This window comes from Streptomyces sp. NBC_01465 (assembly GCF_036227325.1).
GTDB lineage: Bacteria > Actinomycetota > Actinomycetes > Streptomycetales > Streptomycetaceae > Streptomyces.
The window spans coordinates 3,402,786-3,418,663 of the sequence record NZ_CP109467.1 but is presented as its reverse complement, the minus strand read 5'-3'; the positions used below and the strand labels follow the sequence as shown (position 1 = coordinate 3,418,663).

Annotated in this window: 18 protein-coding genes; 14 read left to right on the top strand and 4 right to left on the bottom strand. The window is 70.1% G+C overall.

Annotation, left to right across the window (positions count from 1 at the left end; all coding sequences use genetic code 11):
• Nucleotides 1-65 precede the first annotated feature (65 nt).
• Nucleotides 66-1,241: a sensor histidine kinase gene (locus OG707_RS16060; protein ID WP_329118734.1), complete on the bottom strand. Its 1,176-nt coding sequence runs from the start codon at nt 1,239-1,241 to the stop codon at nt 66-68.
• A gap of 167 nt (nt 1,242-1,408) precedes the next feature.
• Here OG707_RS16060 and OG707_RS16055 point away from each other — a divergent pair, with 167 nt between their 5' ends.
• The 14 genes from OG707_RS16055 to OG707_RS15990 all read left to right on the top strand — a co-directional run bounded on the left by OG707_RS16055 (nt 1,409) and on the right by OG707_RS15990 (nt 13,994).
• A complete protein-coding gene (locus OG707_RS16055) occupies nt 1,409-1,810 on the top strand; it encodes an NADH-quinone oxidoreductase subunit A (RefSeq protein ID WP_329118733.1) in 402 nt (133 codons plus the stop codon).
• Entirely contained in the window at nt 1,801-2,379 is a 579-nt protein-coding gene (locus OG707_RS16050; RefSeq protein WP_329118731.1) for an NADH-quinone oxidoreductase subunit B, read from the top strand. Before OG707_RS16055 ends, OG707_RS16050 begins: the two co-directional genes overlap by 10 nt.
• Nucleotides 2,376-3,767 carry an NADH-quinone oxidoreductase subunit C gene (locus OG707_RS16045; RefSeq protein ID WP_329118728.1) on the top strand — a complete coding sequence of 464 codons (1,392 nt, stop codon included), beginning with the start codon at nt 2,376-2,378 and terminating at the stop codon, nt 3,765-3,767. Before OG707_RS16050 ends, OG707_RS16045 begins: the two co-directional genes overlap by 4 nt.
• Complete coding sequence (locus OG707_RS16040; protein WP_329118726.1) at nt 3,764-4,732, top strand: complex I subunit 1/NuoH family protein; 969 nt, start codon at nt 3,764-3,766, stop codon at nt 4,730-4,732. Before OG707_RS16045 ends, OG707_RS16040 begins: the two co-directional genes overlap by 4 nt.
• The gene (locus OG707_RS16035; RefSeq protein WP_329118724.1) at nt 4,733-5,287 is read left to right on the top strand and encodes a NuoI/complex I 23 kDa subunit family protein; all 555 of its coding nucleotides are present in this window, start codon (nt 4,733-4,735) and stop codon (nt 5,285-5,287) included.
• Nucleotides 5,284-5,850: an NADH-quinone oxidoreductase subunit J family protein gene (locus OG707_RS16030; RefSeq protein WP_329118722.1), complete on the top strand. Its 567-nt coding sequence runs from the start codon at nt 5,284-5,286 to the stop codon at nt 5,848-5,850. The genes OG707_RS16035 and OG707_RS16030 overlap by 4 nt, the downstream gene beginning before the upstream one ends.
• Nucleotides 5,850-6,209, top strand: a complete 360-nt coding sequence (nuoK, locus tag OG707_RS16025; protein WP_329118720.1) for an NADH-quinone oxidoreductase subunit NuoK — start codon at nt 5,850-5,852, stop codon at nt 6,207-6,209. Before OG707_RS16030 ends, nuoK begins: the two co-directional genes overlap by 1 nt.
• Entirely contained in the window at nt 6,206-8,209 is a 2,004-nt protein-coding gene (locus OG707_RS16020; protein ID WP_329118718.1) for an NADH-quinone oxidoreductase subunit 5 family protein, read from the top strand. Before nuoK ends, OG707_RS16020 begins: the two co-directional genes overlap by 4 nt.
• A gap of 3 nt (nt 8,210-8,212) precedes the next feature.
• Nucleotides 8,213-9,793 (top strand): complex I subunit 4 family protein, encoded by a 1,581-nt coding sequence (locus OG707_RS16015; protein ID WP_329118717.1) that lies wholly within the window; start codon nt 8,213-8,215, stop codon nt 9,791-9,793.
• Nucleotides 9,790-11,271, top strand: coding sequence for an NADH-quinone oxidoreductase subunit N (locus OG707_RS16010; protein WP_329118715.1), 1,482 nt, complete (start codon nt 9,790-9,792; stop codon nt 11,269-11,271). Before OG707_RS16015 ends, OG707_RS16010 begins: the two co-directional genes overlap by 4 nt.
• A gap of 61 nt (nt 11,272-11,332) precedes the next feature.
• Nucleotides 11,333-11,791 carry an MscL family protein gene (locus OG707_RS16005; protein ID WP_329118713.1) on the top strand — a complete coding sequence of 153 codons (459 nt, stop codon included), beginning with the start codon at nt 11,333-11,335 and terminating at the stop codon, nt 11,789-11,791.
• A 144-nt stretch (nt 11,792-11,935) separates the two neighbouring features.
• Nucleotides 11,936-12,796 (top strand): zinc metalloprotease HtpX, encoded by an 861-nt coding sequence (htpX, locus tag OG707_RS16000; protein ID WP_329118711.1) that lies wholly within the window; start codon nt 11,936-11,938, stop codon nt 12,794-12,796.
• Nucleotides 12,793-13,185 carry a YccF domain-containing protein gene (locus OG707_RS15995; protein WP_329118709.1) on the top strand — a complete coding sequence of 131 codons (393 nt, stop codon included), beginning with the start codon at nt 12,793-12,795 and terminating at the stop codon, nt 13,183-13,185. Before htpX ends, OG707_RS15995 begins: the two co-directional genes overlap by 4 nt.
• Nucleotides 13,186-13,721: 536 nt before the next feature.
• Complete coding sequence (locus OG707_RS15990) at nt 13,722-13,994, top strand: GlsB/YeaQ/YmgE family stress response membrane protein (protein ID WP_329118707.1); 273 nt, start codon at nt 13,722-13,724, stop codon at nt 13,992-13,994.
• 12 nt (nt 13,995-14,006) lie between these two features.
• Here OG707_RS15990 and OG707_RS15985 read toward each other — a convergent pair whose 3' ends face one another.
• The 3 genes from OG707_RS15985 to OG707_RS15975 form a co-directional block, all read right to left on the bottom strand.
• Nucleotides 14,007-14,657 (bottom strand): alpha-ketoglutarate-dependent dioxygenase AlkB family protein, encoded by a 651-nt coding sequence (locus OG707_RS15985; RefSeq protein WP_329118705.1) that lies wholly within the window; start codon nt 14,655-14,657, stop codon nt 14,007-14,009.
• Complete coding sequence (locus OG707_RS15980) at nt 14,654-15,163, bottom strand: methylated-DNA--[protein]-cysteine S-methyltransferase (RefSeq protein ID WP_329118703.1); 510 nt, start codon at nt 15,161-15,163, stop codon at nt 14,654-14,656. The genes OG707_RS15985 and OG707_RS15980 overlap by 4 nt, the downstream gene beginning before the upstream one ends.
• Nucleotides 15,164-15,287: 124 nt before the next feature.
• Nucleotides 15,288-15,776 (bottom strand): YajQ family cyclic di-GMP-binding protein, encoded by a 489-nt coding sequence (locus OG707_RS15975; RefSeq protein ID WP_329118701.1) that lies wholly within the window; start codon nt 15,774-15,776, stop codon nt 15,288-15,290.
• Between the last annotated feature and the right edge of the window lie 102 nt (nt 15,777-15,878).

The following is a 15,878-nucleotide window of genomic DNA, read 5'->3' as shown; positions in this document are numbered from 1 at the left end:
CCTCCCGCCGCAGACCATGAGGTGCAGCACCGTCTTCGACCGGGGGTTTTCCCTACCTCTGTCGGTCATGCCTTGCCGCGGTCGCGCCACGGCAGCTCGGCGGTGACCGTGGTGGGCCCGCCGACGGGGGAGTCCAGGACGAAGAGCCCGTCGACCGCCCCGAGCCGGTCCGCGAGCCCCGCCATGCCGGTGCCGCCGTCGAGGCTGGCGCCGCCCTGGCCGTCGTCCTGGACCTGGATCAGCAGCCGGTCGTCGTTCCGCCAGACGTCGACGGACGCGGTGCGTGCGCGGGCGTGCTTGGAGACGTTCTGGAGGAGCTCGGAGACGGTGAAGTACGCAATGCCCTCGATCGCCTCCGCAGGCCGCTCGGCCAGATCGACCGTGACCTTCACCGGGGCCGTGCAGCGCGAGGCGATGGAGGAGAGCGCCGCGTCCAGCCCGCGGTCGGTGAGGACCGCCGGGTGGATGCCGCGGGCCAGATCGCGCAGCTCCTGCAGCGCCAGTTTCACCTCGCCGTGCGCCTCGCCGACCATGACGGCCGCGGCCTCCGGGTCCTCCAGGAGCTTCTCCTTTGCCAGACCGAGGCCCATGGCGAGGGCGACGAGCCGGGCCTGGGCGCCGTCGTGCAAATCGCGCTCGATGCGGCGGAGGTCGGCGGCGGCCGTGTCCACGACGACCCCGCGGTCCGACTCCAGCTCGGCGATCCTGCGCTCCAGCTCGTCGGAGGGCGAGAGCAGTCCGCGCACCATCGCGCGGTCGGCGTTGGTCAGTCCGCGCGCGATGAAGGGAAGGACGGGCCAGAGAACGAAGAGGCTCACCAGAGTGAGGCTGAAGGTCAGCACGCTCCAGGGCAGCCGGATGAACTCGTACAGCACCGTCCGCCAGCCCACCGGGTCCTTCAGACTCGCCCACAGCCAGGGGAAGAAACCGTTGCCGCGGCGGATCGGGAGGGGGCTCGGCTCGTCGATGCGTACGCCCAGAAGCTTGCGTGCCCGGGCCCTCTCCATCTTGCCGAGCTGGCGTGCGCCGAGCAGCCCGAAGGCGAGCAGCGGCAGGCCGATGACCGTGACCGACAGGCCGCCACCTGTGGCAACCATGAACACGACGTAAACAAACCCGATCAGGGACGCCGGCAGATTGATCAGGAGATGCGCGATCTCCTTCCAGGTGTGCCGGTCGAAGGCGAAGCGTGCAGGCGGGGGCCGCTCGGAGTCGTACGGGCGGAAGTTGTCCACGGTCATGGTCCCAAGACTGCCGGTACGGACAGGCGGATGCCATGGGGCAGCTGGGTGGGCCGGAAGTAGGGATAACCCCACCCCCGCTGTGACGCGACTGCTTACCAAGTCTTTAGCAGGGCCTAGACTCCCGTGCGTACTGATCGTCGAACACAGGGAGCGAGGGGCGGACAGTGGCGGAACGAGCCGTTCTCGCGGCGGGGAACGAAGGCTATTTCCACAGCTACTCGGTCGTCGGCCTGCTCGCCGTCCTCGGGGTGCTGTTCGTCGCCGTGGCCTTCGGGGCCGGACGGCTGCTGCGGCCTGTCGTACCGACGCCCGAGAAACTCCTGACGTACGAGTGCGGAGTCGACCCGGTCGGCGAGGGCTGGGCACACACCCAGGTCCGCTACTACGTGTACGCCTTCCTGTACGTCATCTTCGCCGTCGACTCGATCTTCCTCTTCCCGTGGGCGACGGTCTTCGCGGCGCCCGGATACGGGGCGGCCACGCTCGTCGAGATGTTCATCTTCCTCGGCTTCCTGGCCGTCGGCCTGCTCTACGCATACAAGAAGGGCGTCCTCGAATGGACGTGACCCCGGTCGACCTGCCGGCACCCCAGCGCTTGGGAGTCCTGTCCCGCCTGGCCCCCGAGCCGATGAAGGTGGTCCTCAACTGGGGCCGCCGGTACTCGCTCTGGGTCTTCAACTTCGGACTCGCCTGCTGCGCGATCGAGTTCATCGCGGCCTCGATGGCCCGCCACGACTTCATCCGCCTGGGCGTGATCCCCTTCGCGCCGGGGCCGCGCCAGGCGGACCTGATGATCGTGTCCGGCACGGTGACGGACAAGATGGCGCCGGCGGTGAAGCGCCTGTACGAGCAGATGCCGGAACCGAAGTACGTGATCTCCTTCGGCGCCTGCTCCAACTGCGGCGGCCCGTACTGGGATTCGTACTCGGTGACCAAGGGCGTCGACCAGATCATCCCGGTCGACGTGTACGTCCCCGGCTGCCCGCCCCGCCCTGAAGCGCTGCTCCAGGGCATCCTCAAGCTCCAGGAGAAGATCGCCCGCGAATCGCTGGGCGAGCGCTACGCCACCCCCTCGACGGCCCAGCTGACGAGCGGCCTGGTCACCCCGCCCCCCGCCCCGGGGGCGTCCGAGTGAGCGCGTACGACAACCTCCCCGAGGCAGCGGCCGAGATCTTCGGCGAGGAGGCGACGGCGGAGTACGCGTACGACCTCCTGACGGTCGACGTCCCGACGGGCTCCTGGATCGCCGCTCTCGAAATCGCCCGCGACAAGCTGGCCTGCACCTACTTCGACTGGCTGAGCGCGGTGGACGAGCCGGGCACGGGCTTCCGGATCTGCGCGCACGTGGTGGCCCTGGAGGGCCACCGGGTCCGCCGCCTCCTGCTCCGTACGACGGTCCCGCACACGTCCCCGTCCCTCCCGTCCGCTGTCGACATCTACGCGGGCGCGAGCTGGCACGAGCGCGAGACGCACGAGATGTTCGGCGTGACGTTCACCGACCACCCGAACCTGATCCCCCTGCTCCTCCCCGAGTCCTTCGAGGGCCACCCCCTGCGCAAGGACTTCGTCCTGGCGGCACGGGTGGCGAAGGCCTGGCCGGGAGCGAAGGAGCCGGGCGAGTCGCACGACGGCGGCCCGAAGCGCCGCCAGATGCTCCCCCCGGGCGTCCCGGACCCGAACGAATGGGGCCCCCAGAAGGGCCAGCTCCCCCCGGCCCCCGCACGCCCGGCGCGCACCCCGCGAGCGGCGGGCGACCGCCCGGTACGCAGGGCGCGCAGCGTGACGGAGGGCTCCACGAGCCAGGCACCCGAGACGCCTACGACGCCGGAGACGCCCGCGCCCCCGGAAGCGTCGGCACGCCCGCCCCGCCGGACCCGCAGCGTGTCCGAAGGCTCGGCAAGCCAGACCCCGGAGACGCCTGCGTCCGCGGCTCCGCCGCGCCGTTCCCGCAGCGTGACGGAGGGCTCGGCAAGCCAGACGCCCGCACCCGAGACGCCCGCCGCGCAGCCGGCGGAAGACGCCCCCTGGCACAACGCCCGCCCGGCCTTCGACCCCGCGTCGGAAACCCCCGGGCCGCCGACCGCCACGGGCGAGGGCCACTCCGTCGCCCCGGAACCCACCTCGGCCGAGGTCCCTGGCCCGGCAGCACCCAAGGCCACCGCCCCGGATCCCGGGTCGGCCAAGGGCCCGGGCCCCAAGGCCGCGGCACCCGTCAAGCCCTCCGGGGACGCGGGGTCGGACGCTGCCCCGCATCCCGCCGCTGCCGCTGAGCCCGCCGCAGGCCAGGGCCCCGTGGCCCCCGCGCCCGCCGAGCCCTCCGGGGACGCGGAGCCCGCTCCGGCTCCCGATTCGGGCGCGGTCCCGAGTCCCGCAGACGCCAACGGCGACGAGCCCGCCACGGCTGGGGACCGCCCTGTCGACCCGGAGAAACGGGCGGGCGGGGTGGGCCAACCCCCCACCCCCCGACCCGAGGACGACCACGACCCCCACCCCGACACCCCCGCCGGAGGCGATACCGCGTGAACGACGTACTCGACGTCGCCCTCCGGCTGATCATCGTCTTCGCCGTCTTCCTCGTGCTGCCCCTGGTCGTCGGCCAGACCGAGCACAAGGTCATGGCACACATGCAGGGCCGCCTCGGCCCCATGTACGCGGGCGGCTTCCACGGCTGGGCCCAACTCGTCGCCGACGGCGTCAAGTTCGCGCAGAAGGAAGACATCGTCCCGGCCGACGCCGACCGCCGCATCTTCCAGCTCGCCCCCGCCGTCGCCCTCCTCCCGTACCTCCTGGTCCTCGTCGCGATCCCGATCGGCCCCGGCGAGGGCGCGGTCGGGCAGGTCGTCGACGCGGGCATCTTCTTCGTCCTCGCGGTCATGGGCGTCGGAGTGCTCGGCTCGCTCATGGCGGGCTGGGCGTCCGCCAACAAGTTCAGCCTCCTCGGCGGACTCCGCACCGCCGCCCAGCTCCTCGCGTACGAACTCCCGATGCTGCTCACCGCCGCCTCGGTCGCGATGGCGGCGGGCACGGTCTCCCTCCCCGGCATCCTCGACGCCTTCGCCTGGTGGTGGATCCCGTGGCAGATCGTCGGCGGCCTGGTCTTCTTCACCGCGGGCCTCGCCGAACTCCAGCGCCCGCCCTTCGACATGCCGGTGGCCGACTCGGAGATCATCTTCGGCGCGTACACCGAGTACACAGGCCTCCGCTTCGCGCTCTTCCTCCTCGCCGAGTACGCGGGGATCGTCGTCCTCTGCGGCCTCACCGCCGTCCTCTTCCTCGGCGGCTGGCACGGCCCGTGGGGGAGTGACGGACTCGGCTGGGTCTGGATGCTGCTCAAGACCGCCGTCCTCGCCTTCGGCGTGATCTGGCTCCGGGTCACCTACCCCCGCCTGCGCGAGGACCAGCTCCAGAAGCTCGCCTGGACCGTACTCATCCCGCTCGCGCTCGCCCAGATCGCGCTCACCGGCATCGTGAAGGTGGCGATCAGCTAAATGGCACCCATCCCGGGCAGCGGCCTCGCCAAGGGCCTCGCCGTCACCCTCCGCACGATGACGAAGAAGACCGTCACCGCGCAGTACCCCGAAGTGCAGCCCGAACTCCCGCCCCGCACCCGCGGCGTGATCGGCCTCTTCGAGGAGAACTGCACGGTCTGCATGCTCTGCGCCCGCGAGTGCCCCGACTGGTGCATCTACATCGACTCCCACAAGGAGACGACCCCCGCCGCCGCCCCCGGCGGCCGCGAGCGCAGCCGCAACGTCCTCGACCGCTTCGCGATCGACTTCTCGCTCTGCATGTACTGCGGGATCTGCATCGAGGTCTGCCCCTTCGACGCCCTCTTCTGGTCGCCGGAGTTCGAGTACGCGGAGACCGACATCCACGAACTGACCCACGAGCGCGACAAGCTCCGCGAGTGGATGTGGACCGTCCCGGCCCCGCCCGCACTCGACCCGGGAGCCGAGGAACCGAAGGAGATCGCCGCGGCCCGCAAGGCGGCGGAGAAGCTGGCAGCCCAGCAGGAACAGCAGGAGCAGGGGGAAGAGGCGTGACCCTCGCAGCAGCGGCCCACCCCGGCTTCCTCTCGCCCTCCGGCGTGGAGATCGCCTTCCTCCTCATCGGCCTCGTCACCTTCGGCGCAGCCGTCATGACGGTCACCACCAAGCAGCTCGTCCACGCCGCCCTCTGGCTGGTCGTGACGCTCGGCGGTCTGGCCGGCACCTACCTCCTCCTCACGGCGGAGTTCATCGCCTGGGTCCAGGTCCTGATCTACGTCGGCTCGGTCGTCGTCCTCCTCCTCTTCGGGCTGATGCTCACGAAGGCCCCCATCGGCCGCTCCCCGGACGCCGATTCGGGCAACCGCTGGGTCGCCCTCGCCGTGGCCCTCGCCGCGGCGGCAGCCCTCGTCTGGGTCGTGGTCGACGCCTTCCGTACGACCTGGATCAACCTCAACGGCACCGCGGCCCAGGGCTCCACGAAGATCACCGGCGAAGTCCTCTTCCGCCACTGGGTGCTCCCCTTCGAAGCGCTCTCGGTGCTCCTCCTGGCAGCCCTGATCGGCGCGATCGTGCTCTCCCGCAAGACCACGCCCAGCGAAACGGAGGAGCAGAGCTGATGCACCTCGTCTACCCCGCCGTGCTCTCCGCCCTCCTCTTCTGTACGGGCCTGTACGGAGTCCTCGCCCGCCGCAACGTGATCCTGGTCCTGATGGCCGTCGAGCTGATGCTCAACGCCGTCAACCTCAACCTGGTCGCCTTCGACGTCTGGCTGCGCGACAAGCTCCACTCCGGCCAGGCCCTCACCCTCTTCACGATCGCCATCGCCGCAGCGGAGATCGGCATCGGCATGGCGATCGTCCTGGCGGTCTACCGCAACCGCTCCACCTCGGCGATCGACGCCCTGCGCGACACAGCCGAGAGCAGCGAACCTGCCGAATCCGCCAGCCCCGACGAGAAGGCCGAGGCCGCCGCGTGACCACCACGACCCTCGCCGTACTCGTCCCCCTCCTCCCGTTCCTCGGCGCCGCAGCCGGCCTGCTCCTCGGCCGCACGGCCCCCGGCTTCGTACGCCCCCTGGCCGTCCTCCCGACCCTGGCCGCGGCCGCCTTCGCGATCACCCTCGCCGTCCGCCAGGGCAGCGGGAAGACGCTCGACGCGGCGACCCGCCTCACCCCGACCGGCTCGGTCCCCATCGACCTGTCCCTGCACATCGACGGCTTCGCGGCCCTGGTCGCGATCCTCGTGACGGTGGTCGCCACCTGCGTGCAGATCTACTCGACGGGCTACCTCCGCGACGACCCCCGCTACCCCTCCTACGCGGCCCTGGTCTCCCTCTTCACCTCCGCGATGCTCCTGGTCGTCTACTCCGGCGACCTGATGGTGCTGCTGGTCGGCTGGGAAATCATGGGCATCTGCTCGTACTTCCTCGTCGGCCACTACTGGGAGACGCCCGAAGCCCGCGCCGCCTCCCTCAAGGCCTTCCTGGTCACCAAGCTCGGCGACGTCCCCTTCCTGATCGGCCTGTTCGCGCTCGCCCACGACGCCGGCACGTTCCGGATCACCGGCATCCTGCAGACGGTCGCCGACGGCGAACTGACCCACCCCACCCTCATCGCGCTCCTCCTCCTCGCGGGCGTCGCGGGCAAGTCGGCCCAGTTCCCGCTCCACACCTGGCTGCCCGACGCGATGGCCGGCCCCACCCCCGTCTCCGCGCTGATCCACGCCGCGACGATGGTCGCCGCCGGCATCTACTTCGTGGCCCGCCTCCTCCCCGTCTTCGCCGCCTCCCAGGCAGCCCTCACCGTCCTCGCCGTGATGGCCGCGATCACGATGGTCGGCTCGGCGCTCGCCGCCCTCGCCCAGGACGACATCAAGCGCGTCCTCGCGTACTCGACGATCGGGCAGCTCGGCTACATGTCCGGTGCCCTGGCCGTCGGCGACCGCTCCGCCGCCGTCTTCCACCTCCTCTCCCACGGCGCGTTCAAGGCGCTCCTCTTCCTCGGCGCCGGCGTGATCATCCACGCCGCCGGCACCAACTCCCTCTCGGCGATGTCCCGTACGGGCAACCTCGCCAAGCGCATCCCCGACGCGTTCTGGACGATGTCGATCGCCCTGCTCGCACTCGCCGCGATCCCGCCCTTCGCCGGCTTCTTCTCCAAGGAAGCCGTCCTGGTCGCCGCCGAGCACACCGCCTTCGGCGACAGCCACATCGCGCCCACGGGCGCGGGCTGGACGGTCCTCCTCGCAGGCCTCGCCACCGCCCTCCTCACCGGCGCCTACGCCACCCGCCTCTGGCTGATGGCCTTCCGCGGCAACGGCCCCGAAGCCGCCGACCACGGCAAGCAGCCCGCCGTGATGAACGCCGTGCTCTGGGTCCTGGCCATCCCCTCCATCGGCTTCGGCCTCACCGCGGGCGCGATCACCAAGTGGTTCGACGGCCACACGCTCTCCCCGTCCCTCACCACCTCCGTCCTCGGTACGGGAGTCGCCCTCGTCGGCGGCCTCCTCACCTACGGCGCCTGGCGCGCGGTCCACTTCAAGGAAGGCGCGGCCACCCCCCTCGGCGCGGTCGCCGCCCACCCCGAAGCCGACCCGGCAACCTCCGAGATCGAAGCGATCGCCACCCACACCCAGGCGTACGGCGACATCGCATCGGCCCCGGACCCCACCGACCCCGGCCGCATACTGCTGGGCCCGCTCCACCGCCACGCGGCCACCGGCTTCCACCTCGACGCGGTCTACGACGTCCTGTTCGTACGCCCCGTCCTGGCCGCCGCCAAGCTGGTCCGCTTCCTCGACCGCGAGGTCATCGACACCTACGTACGAGGAGCAGGCGCCGTCCCCCGCTGGCTGGGATACCTGGTCCGCCGCGCCCAGACCGGCAACCTGCAGACCTACCTCAGCGCCCTGCTCGCCGGCTCCGTCGTCCTGGCGATCGCCGCCGTCACCCTCGCCAACGTCTACGCCGGATCGTGAGCCGTGATCGATATCAATGCATCAGTGATGCAGTTCCTTCTCGCGTTCACCGTCGCCGGCCCGCTCATCGGCGCCGTCGCGGCCCTTCTCCCCGCCCCGCCCGGGCTGAAGGGGAAGTCGCCCGACCAGGCCGTCCTGCGCCACGGCGTCGTCGTCACCGGCGTCATCCTCATCGCGGCGATCGTCCTCGCGCTGGGCTTCGACCGTGACCACCCGTCGAAGATGCAGGCCACCACCGACATCACCTGGATCAAGGCGCTCGGCGTCCACATCCACCTCGGCATCGACGGCATCTCGCTCCCCCTCCTGCTCCTGACCGCGCTCCTGACCTTCCTCTGCGCGCTCTACAGCTACTTCAAGCTCCCCCAGGGCCCGTCCCCGAAGGCCTTCGTGGCCCTCCTCCTGGTCCTCGAGTCCGGCACCCTCGCCACCTTCGCCGTACTCGACCTGATGCTGTTCTTCCTCGCCTTCGAGATGGTCCTCATCCCGATGTACTTCCTCATCGCCCGGTGGGGCGGTGCTCAACGGCAGGCCGCCGCCTGGAAGTTCATCCTCTACACGCTCCTCGGCTCCGTCGTCATGCTGCTCGGCCTGCTCCTCATCGGCCTCAAAAGCGGCACATTCGACATGGTGGCACTCGCCACTGACAACGGCCGCGGCCTCACCCACACCACCGAGGTCATCGCGGTCCTCGCCATCGCGATCGGCCTCGCGATCAAGACCCCGATGTGGCCGCTCCACAGCTGGCTCCCCGACGCCCACACCGCGGCCCCCACCGTCGGCTCGGTCCTCCTCGCCGGCGTCATGCTGAAGATGGGCACGTACGGGTTCGTCCGCATCGCGCTCCCCATCGCCCCCGACGGCATGCACACCTTCGCCCCGTACCTGGCCGCCTTCGCCGTCGCCGGCATCGTCTACGGATCCCTCGCCTGCCTCGCCCTGGTCCGCCCCGGCGCCAAGGGCGACCTCAAGCGCCTCATCGCGTACTCCTCCGTCGGCCACATGGGCTTCGTACTCCTCGGCATCGCCTCGATGACCCCCACCGGCGTCAACGGCGCGCTCTTCGCCAACATCGCCCACGGCCTCATCACCGGCCTCCTCTTCTTCCTGGTCGGAGCGCTGAAGGACCGATACGGCACCGCCGACCTCGACACCCTGGCCGGCACCGCGGGAGCAGCCCTCTACGGCCGCGCCCCCCGCCTCGGCGGCCTCCTCGCCTTCGCCGCCGTCGCCTCCCTCGGCCTCCCGGGCCTGGCCGGATTCTGGGGCGAGATGCTGACCCTGTTCGGCGCCTTCGACCCCGCCGCAGGCCTCAGCCGCCCCGCCTTCCTCACCTTCATGGCGATCGGCGCGGTCGGCACGCTGCTCACAGCCGCGTACATGCTCCAAGTGGTCCGCCGCGTCTGCATGGGCGCGCACCCCACCGAAACCGAGACCGGCACCATCCCCGACCTCCAGGGCTACGAGTTCGCCGCCTGGACCCCCCTCGCCGCCCTCACCGTCCTCGCCGGCCTCTGGCCCGCGGCCCTCCTCGGCCTCTCCGACCCGGCCGTCCAGAAGCTTCTCGCAGGAGGCAAGGCATGAGCTCCCTCGTCCAGTCCGTCGACTGGGTAGCCATCGCGCCCCCCACGATCGCCGCCGCGACCGCCCTGATCGTGCTGGTCACGGATCTCTTCGTACGCGAGGACCGCAAGCCCCTCCTCGGCGCGATCTCGGTCACCGGCCTGATCGCAGCACTTGCTTCCCTCATCCCTCTTTACGAGGACAAGCGCAGCACCTTCTGCCTCACCACCGACCACGCCGCCTGCAGCTACACCGTCGACCGTTTCGCCTTCGCCATCCAGCTCCTGGTCCTCGGCGGCGCGCTCCTCACGGCCCTCCTCTCCCTCACGCCCACAGCCGAGAAGAAGCTCCCCGCGGGCGAGTTCTGGTTCCTGCTGCTCTCCTCGGCCTCCGGCGCGGCCCTGCTCCCGGCCTCCCGCGACCTGGCCACCCTGGTCGTAGCCCTGGAAGTCGCCTCGCTCCCCGCCTTCGCCCTCGTCGGCCTCAAGCGTGGCGACGCACGCTCCTCCGAAGCAGCACTGAAGTTCTTCCTGTCCTCGGTCACCGCGACCGCCGTGATGCTCCTGGGCGTCAGCTTCGTCTACGCAGCGACCGGCACCCTCTACCTCAACCGCATCGCCGACGCCCAGGTCGACCCGCAGCTCGGCACCCTCGTCCAGGCCGGTGTCGTCCTCACCCTGGTCGGCTTCGCCTTCAAGACGGCGGCGGTCCCCTTCCACTTCTGGGTCCCCGACACCTACGTCGGCGCGCCCCTCCCCATCGCCGCGTACCTCTCCGTGGTCGGCAAGGCGGTCGGCTTCTCCGGCCTGATCCTCGTCACGGTCATGGCGTTCCCGTCGTACGCCGACGTCTGGGGCCCGGCGATCGCGGTCCTCGCCGCCCTCACGATGACCGTCGGAAACGTCGCTGCCCTGCGCCAGGTCGCCACCCGCGCCCACAGCGCCGTACGCCTCCTCGCCTGGTCCTCCGTGGCCCAGGCCGGCTATCTCCTGGTGCCGATCGCGGCCGCCGCGTACACCTCGGACGACGAGGTGGGCGCCACCGTCGCGTACGCCCTGATGTACGCCGTGGTGAACCTCGGCGCCTTCGCGGTCGCAGCCCTCGTGGCCCGTACGAACCCGGCCCACCGCATCTCCGACTACCGCGGCCTCTACGCCACCCGCCCCCTCGCCGCCCTCGCGATGGCCTTCTTCCTGCTCTGCCTGGCGGGCCTGCCCCCGGGCATCATCGGCCTCTTCGCCAAGGTCACGGTCTTCCAGGCGGCGGTCGACGCCCGCCTGGGCTGGCTCGCGGTCGTCATGGCGGCCAACGTCGTCATCGCCCTCTACTACTACCTCCAGTGGACGGCGACGCTCTTCCGCTCCCCGGAGGGCGAGCCGACCAAGCACCGCACCCCCGCGGCCATCACCACAGCAATCGCCCTCGCGGCAGTCGCGGCAGTCGTCCTCTCCGGCGTCCCGGAGCTGGCCCTGCACTACGCGGCAGTCACTCTCTTCTGAGATTTGCTACGGTCGCGGGCTGAAAGTCCCCCACCCCCACGCACATCGAGGAGCAGGCACAGTGCTGAGCGGCTTCAAGGAATTCATCCTCCGCGGAAACGTCATATCGATGGCGGTCGGCCTCGCGGTCGGCTCCGCCTTCACCGCCGTGGTCACCGCATTCAGCACGGCCTTCATCACCCCACTGATCGGCCTGGCGACCAGCTCCACGATGGGCGACTTCAGCACGGCGACGTTCACGGTCGACGGAGCGCACTTCAAGTACGGCGTCGTCATCAACGCCACCGTCGCCTTCTTCATCACAGCAGCGGTGCTCTACTTCGCCGTCATAGCCCCCCTCGCCAAGATCCAGTCCCGGTTCACCACCGACAAGCCGGTCGACATCAAGGCCGCCCTGCGCGACTGCCCCCGCTGCTACACGGAGATCCCCGCCATCGCCTCCCGCTGCGCCCACTGCACCAGCGAAATCAAGCCGGACCCCGAGGCCCTGGCCCTGGCGGACCTCCCCACCCCCCGCTGATCTCGCTCCGACACCCGTACGGCGGACACGGCCGCCCGCGCGCACAAGGGAACTAGGACCCTCTGCCTGGCGTTGACCAGTACAGAAGGGTCCACTGGAGACAACCGCAAAGGGTTCCCCTGCCGCACCACTTGGAGGGCTACCGTGCACCGCCGGCACAACGGACTGAGGACAGCTGTACTTCTCGGGGGCCTCTCGGCCCTCATCCTCGTCATCGGAAGCTTCTTCGGCCGTACGGGCCTGATCGTCGCGCTCCTCATCGCGCTCGGCACCAACGCCTACGCCTACTGGAACAGCGACAAGCTCGCCCTGCGCGCCATGCGCGCGCGCCCCGTGAGCGAGTTCGAGGCGCCCGAGCTCTATCGCATGGTGCGCGAGCTCTCCACGGCCGCCCGCCAGCCCATGCCGCGTCTCTACATCTCCCCGACCCAGGCCCCGAACGCCTTCGCGACCGGCCGCAACCCGCGCAACGCGGCGGTCTGCTGCACCGAGGGCATCCTCCAGATCCTGGACGAGCGCGAGCTCCGCGGGGTCATCGGCCATGAATTGAGCCACGTCTACAACCGGGACATCCTGATCTCTTCGGTGGCCGGCGCCCTGGCCTCGGTCATCATGTTCCTGGTCAACTTCGCCTGGCTGATCCCCATCGGGCGCTCGAACGACGACGACGGCCCGGGCATCCTGGGCATGCTCATGATCATGATTCTGGGTCCTCTGGCGGCCAGCGTGATCCAGCTCGCGATCAGCCGCTCCCGCGAGTACGAAGCGGACGCCTCAGGAGCCCAGCTCACCGGCGACCCGCTGGCCCTGGCCAGCGCCCTGCGCAAACTCGACGCCGGTACGAAACAGCTGCCGCTCCCGCCCGAGCCCCGGATCGAGACGGCGAGCCACATGATGATCGCGAACCCCTTCCGTCCGGGCCAGGGGCTCTCCAAGATGTTCTCGACGCACCCGCCCATGGCAGAACGCATCGCCCGACTCGAGAAGATGGCAGGCCGCCCGTGAAGACCATCCTGAACATCATCTGGCTGATCCTCTGCGGTTTCTGGATGTTCCTCGGCTACATGCTGGCCGGAGTCCTGCTCTGCATCACGATCATCGGCATCCCCTTCGGCCTGGCCGCGTTCCGTATCGGCATCTACGCCCTCTGGCCCTTCGGCTACACGGCGGTGGACCGCCACGACGCGGGCGCCCCGTCCTGCATCGGCAACGTCCTGTGGCTGATCCTGGCGGGCTGGTGGCTGGCACTGGGCCACATCTTCACGGGCATCGCCCTGTGCATCACGATCATCGGCATCCCGCTGGGCATCGCCAACTTCAAGATGGTCCCGCTCTCCCTGCTCCCCCTGGGCAAAGAAATCGTCCCCACGGACCAGCCCTTCGCCACGCGCTGACCCCACTCCTCAGAGCTCGCGCCGCCAGATCGCTTTCCAGCGAGCCCCGACTTCGATTCGCGAGGAGCGGTCCGTCGGAGCCCGGATCCCGGACCGTTCCACGCCGCACCCCGCGCACAGGTCGTGCATCCCGTACCCGCTGTTCCACGCCACCCCCGGCGGCCCCAGCCCGCAGGCGCGACACAGGCCGACGCGCGTTGTAGTCGCGCTCGTCGGCCAGCCAGAGCTCCCGCGCCGCGTGCAGCTCCTCGACGGTGCGCACCAACGCGTCCGCATCGTCGCCCAGCACCCGAGGGATCCCCGCGCTCCGCACCAAGTGGTGGTAGGTCGCCCGCAGCCCGTACGGCGCGAAGCGCTCCAGGCACGTCCGCAGATTGCTCAACCTCCGGTACGGGGGCAGCGCTTCGTCGTGCACCCGCAGCCGGTGCGTGCCAAAACTGCTCACGCGCCGATCACCCCCTCCCACGCCGCGCAACCACGCCCACGCCCCCCGACGTCCTTTGTTTACAAGACCGTACGGAAGGCAGGCTCCCCCCATGGGAATTCTCAGCTGGATCATCCTCGGCCTGCTCGCAGGCGCCATAGCCAAGATCCTGCTCCCCGGACGCGACCCGGGCGGCGTCATCGGCACCATCCTGATCGGTATCGCGGGAGCCTTCGTCGGCGGCTGGATGGCCTCCCACTTCTGGCACCACCCGGTGGCCAAGCACTTCTACGACGGCGCCACCTGGGTCTCCGCCATCGGCGGCGCACTGGTCCTGCTCATCGCGTACCGCCTGCTCTTCGGCAACTCCCGCGAACGGCACTGACGTACGGAAACCTCAGTCGAGGCCCGTCTGCCGCAAGGTGATGTTCAGCCGGCCGGTGACCCCCACCGCCGGATCCCCGGTCCCGGGCATCACCTTCGGCACACCGTGGTACGCGAACCGCGAAGCCCCGCCGAAGACGAACAGGTCCCCGGACTCCAACTCCACGTCCGTATAAGGCTGCCCGCGCCCCTCCACGTTCCCGAAGCGGAACACGCACGTGTCGCCCAGGCTCAACGACACCACCGGAGCCCACCCCGCCCGCTCCTCCTTGTCCTGGTGCATCCCCATCCGGGCGTCGCCGTCATAGAAATTCACCAGCGCCGCATCAGGCGCATAGGCCCCCGCGTCCCCATAAGCCTCAACAGCAGCGGCCCGCCCCAACTCCACCAGCCACCCCGGCAGTTCGGCGACCCGGGCCCCATTCACATCCCCGGCGACCCGCACATACCGGTACGGCTGCCAGTGCCACCCCAGACACACCGTCTGTACGGACATGACCCCACCGCCCGGCAGCACCGTGTGCCGCATCGGCACGGGCCCCCGCGCCCACTCCCGGCACGCAGCCACCAACTCCCGCTGCCGCTCCACCGAAAGCCACCCGGGGACATGCACCGCCCCCGGCGCGACCTCCGTACGCTCCCGGGGGAACAGCGCGCCGCTCACGCCACCAGCGCCCCTTCGAGCTCCAACAGCGCCTGCTTCCGCTCGACCCCGCCCGCGTACCCGCGCAGCGCCCCGTCCGCCCCGATCACCCGGTGGCACGGCCGCACGACCAGCAGCGGATTGCGCCCGATCGCCGTCCCCACGGCCCGCACCCCGGCCCCGGCCGACATCCCGATCCGGGTCGCGATCTCCCCGTACGAGACGGTCTCCCCATAAGCGAGCCCCTCCAGCGCACCCCACACCCGCCGCTGGAAATCGCTCCCGGCCCCCGCCGCGAACTCAAGATCGAACCGGGTCGACTCCCCGGCGAAATAAGCCTTCAGCTGCTCCTCGACAGCCCCGAAGGCCTCCGGCGCGAGCAGCCACCCGTCCTCGACGACCGCCCCGCCCTTCTGCCCGGGCATGGACAGCGACACCAGCGCCACCCCGCCCGGCGCCGTGGCCGACTCCTCGCCGACCAGCAGCAGTTCACCCAGCGGACTGCCGACCGTTCCGTAGAGAGTCATCGCACCCGCCTCCTTCCCTCGCAGCGTCCCGGCAGCGATTCCGCCGGGACATCTACGAGTCTGCGACCTCCGCACCACCACAGCTGGCGGTTTTCGGACGTCACATCCATCCACCCATCCGCACTCAGCGGTAGTTCACGAACTGGATCGCGAACTCGAAGTCCTTGCCCTTGAGCAGCGCCTGTACGGCCTGCAGATCGTCGCGGCTCTTGGAGGAAACCCGCAGCTCATCGCCCTGCACCTGCGCCTTGACACCCTTGGGGCCCTCGTCGCGGATGGTCTTGGCGACCTTCTTGGCGTTGTCCTGGGAGATGCCCTCCTCGATCGTCGAGAAGAGCTTGTACTCCTTGCCGGAGAGCTGCGGCTCACCCGAGTCCAGCGACTTCAGCGAGATCCCGCGCTTGATCAGCTTGGTCTGGAAGATGTCGAGGATCGCAAGGACGCGCTCCTCGCCGCTGGCCTGCATCAGGATCTTCTCGCCGGACCATTCGATCGTGGCGCCGGTGCCCTTGAAGTCGTAACGCTGCGAGATCTCCTTGGCGGCCTGGTTGAGGGCGTTGTCGACCTCCTGCCGCTCGACCTTCGAGACGATGTCGAAACTGGAGTCGGCCATGTCCTGTGGCTCCTTGTATCGGGGTACGTAGTCGGGTGCACAAGCCTAGTGGGGTACAGCGCTGATCAATCGGGTGGCGGACCACCCCCACCCATCAGGTAT

What these genes read in the sequence shown, in the direction of transcription:
- OG707_RS16060 (WP_329118734.1), bottom strand. Translation starts at nt 1,241, where the DNA reads ATGACCGTGGACAACTTCCGCCCGTACGACTCCGAGCGGCCCCCGCCT.
- OG707_RS16050 (WP_329118731.1), top strand. Translation starts at nt 1,801, where the DNA reads ATGGACGTGACCCCGGTCGACCTGCCGGCACCCCAGCGCTTGGGAGTC.
- OG707_RS16035 (WP_329118724.1), top strand. Translation starts at nt 4,733, where the DNA reads ATGGCACCCATCCCGGGCAGCGGCCTCGCCAAGGGCCTCGCCGTCACC.
- nuoK (WP_329118720.1), top strand. Translation starts at nt 5,850, where the DNA reads ATGCACCTCGTCTACCCCGCCGTGCTCTCCGCCCTCCTCTTCTGTACG.
- OG707_RS16010 (WP_329118715.1), top strand. Translation starts at nt 9,790, where the DNA reads ATGAGCTCCCTCGTCCAGTCCGTCGACTGGGTAGCCATCGCGCCCCCC.
- OG707_RS15990 (WP_329118707.1), top strand. Translation starts at nt 13,722, where the DNA reads ATGGGAATTCTCAGCTGGATCATCCTCGGCCTGCTCGCAGGCGCCATA.
- OG707_RS15980 (WP_329118703.1), bottom strand. Translation starts at nt 15,163, where the DNA reads ATGACTCTCTACGGAACGGTCGGCAGTCCGCTGGGTGAACTGCTGCTG.
- OG707_RS15975 (WP_329118701.1), bottom strand. Translation starts at nt 15,776, where the DNA reads ATGGCCGACTCCAGTTTCGACATCGTCTCGAAGGTCGAGCGGCAGGAG.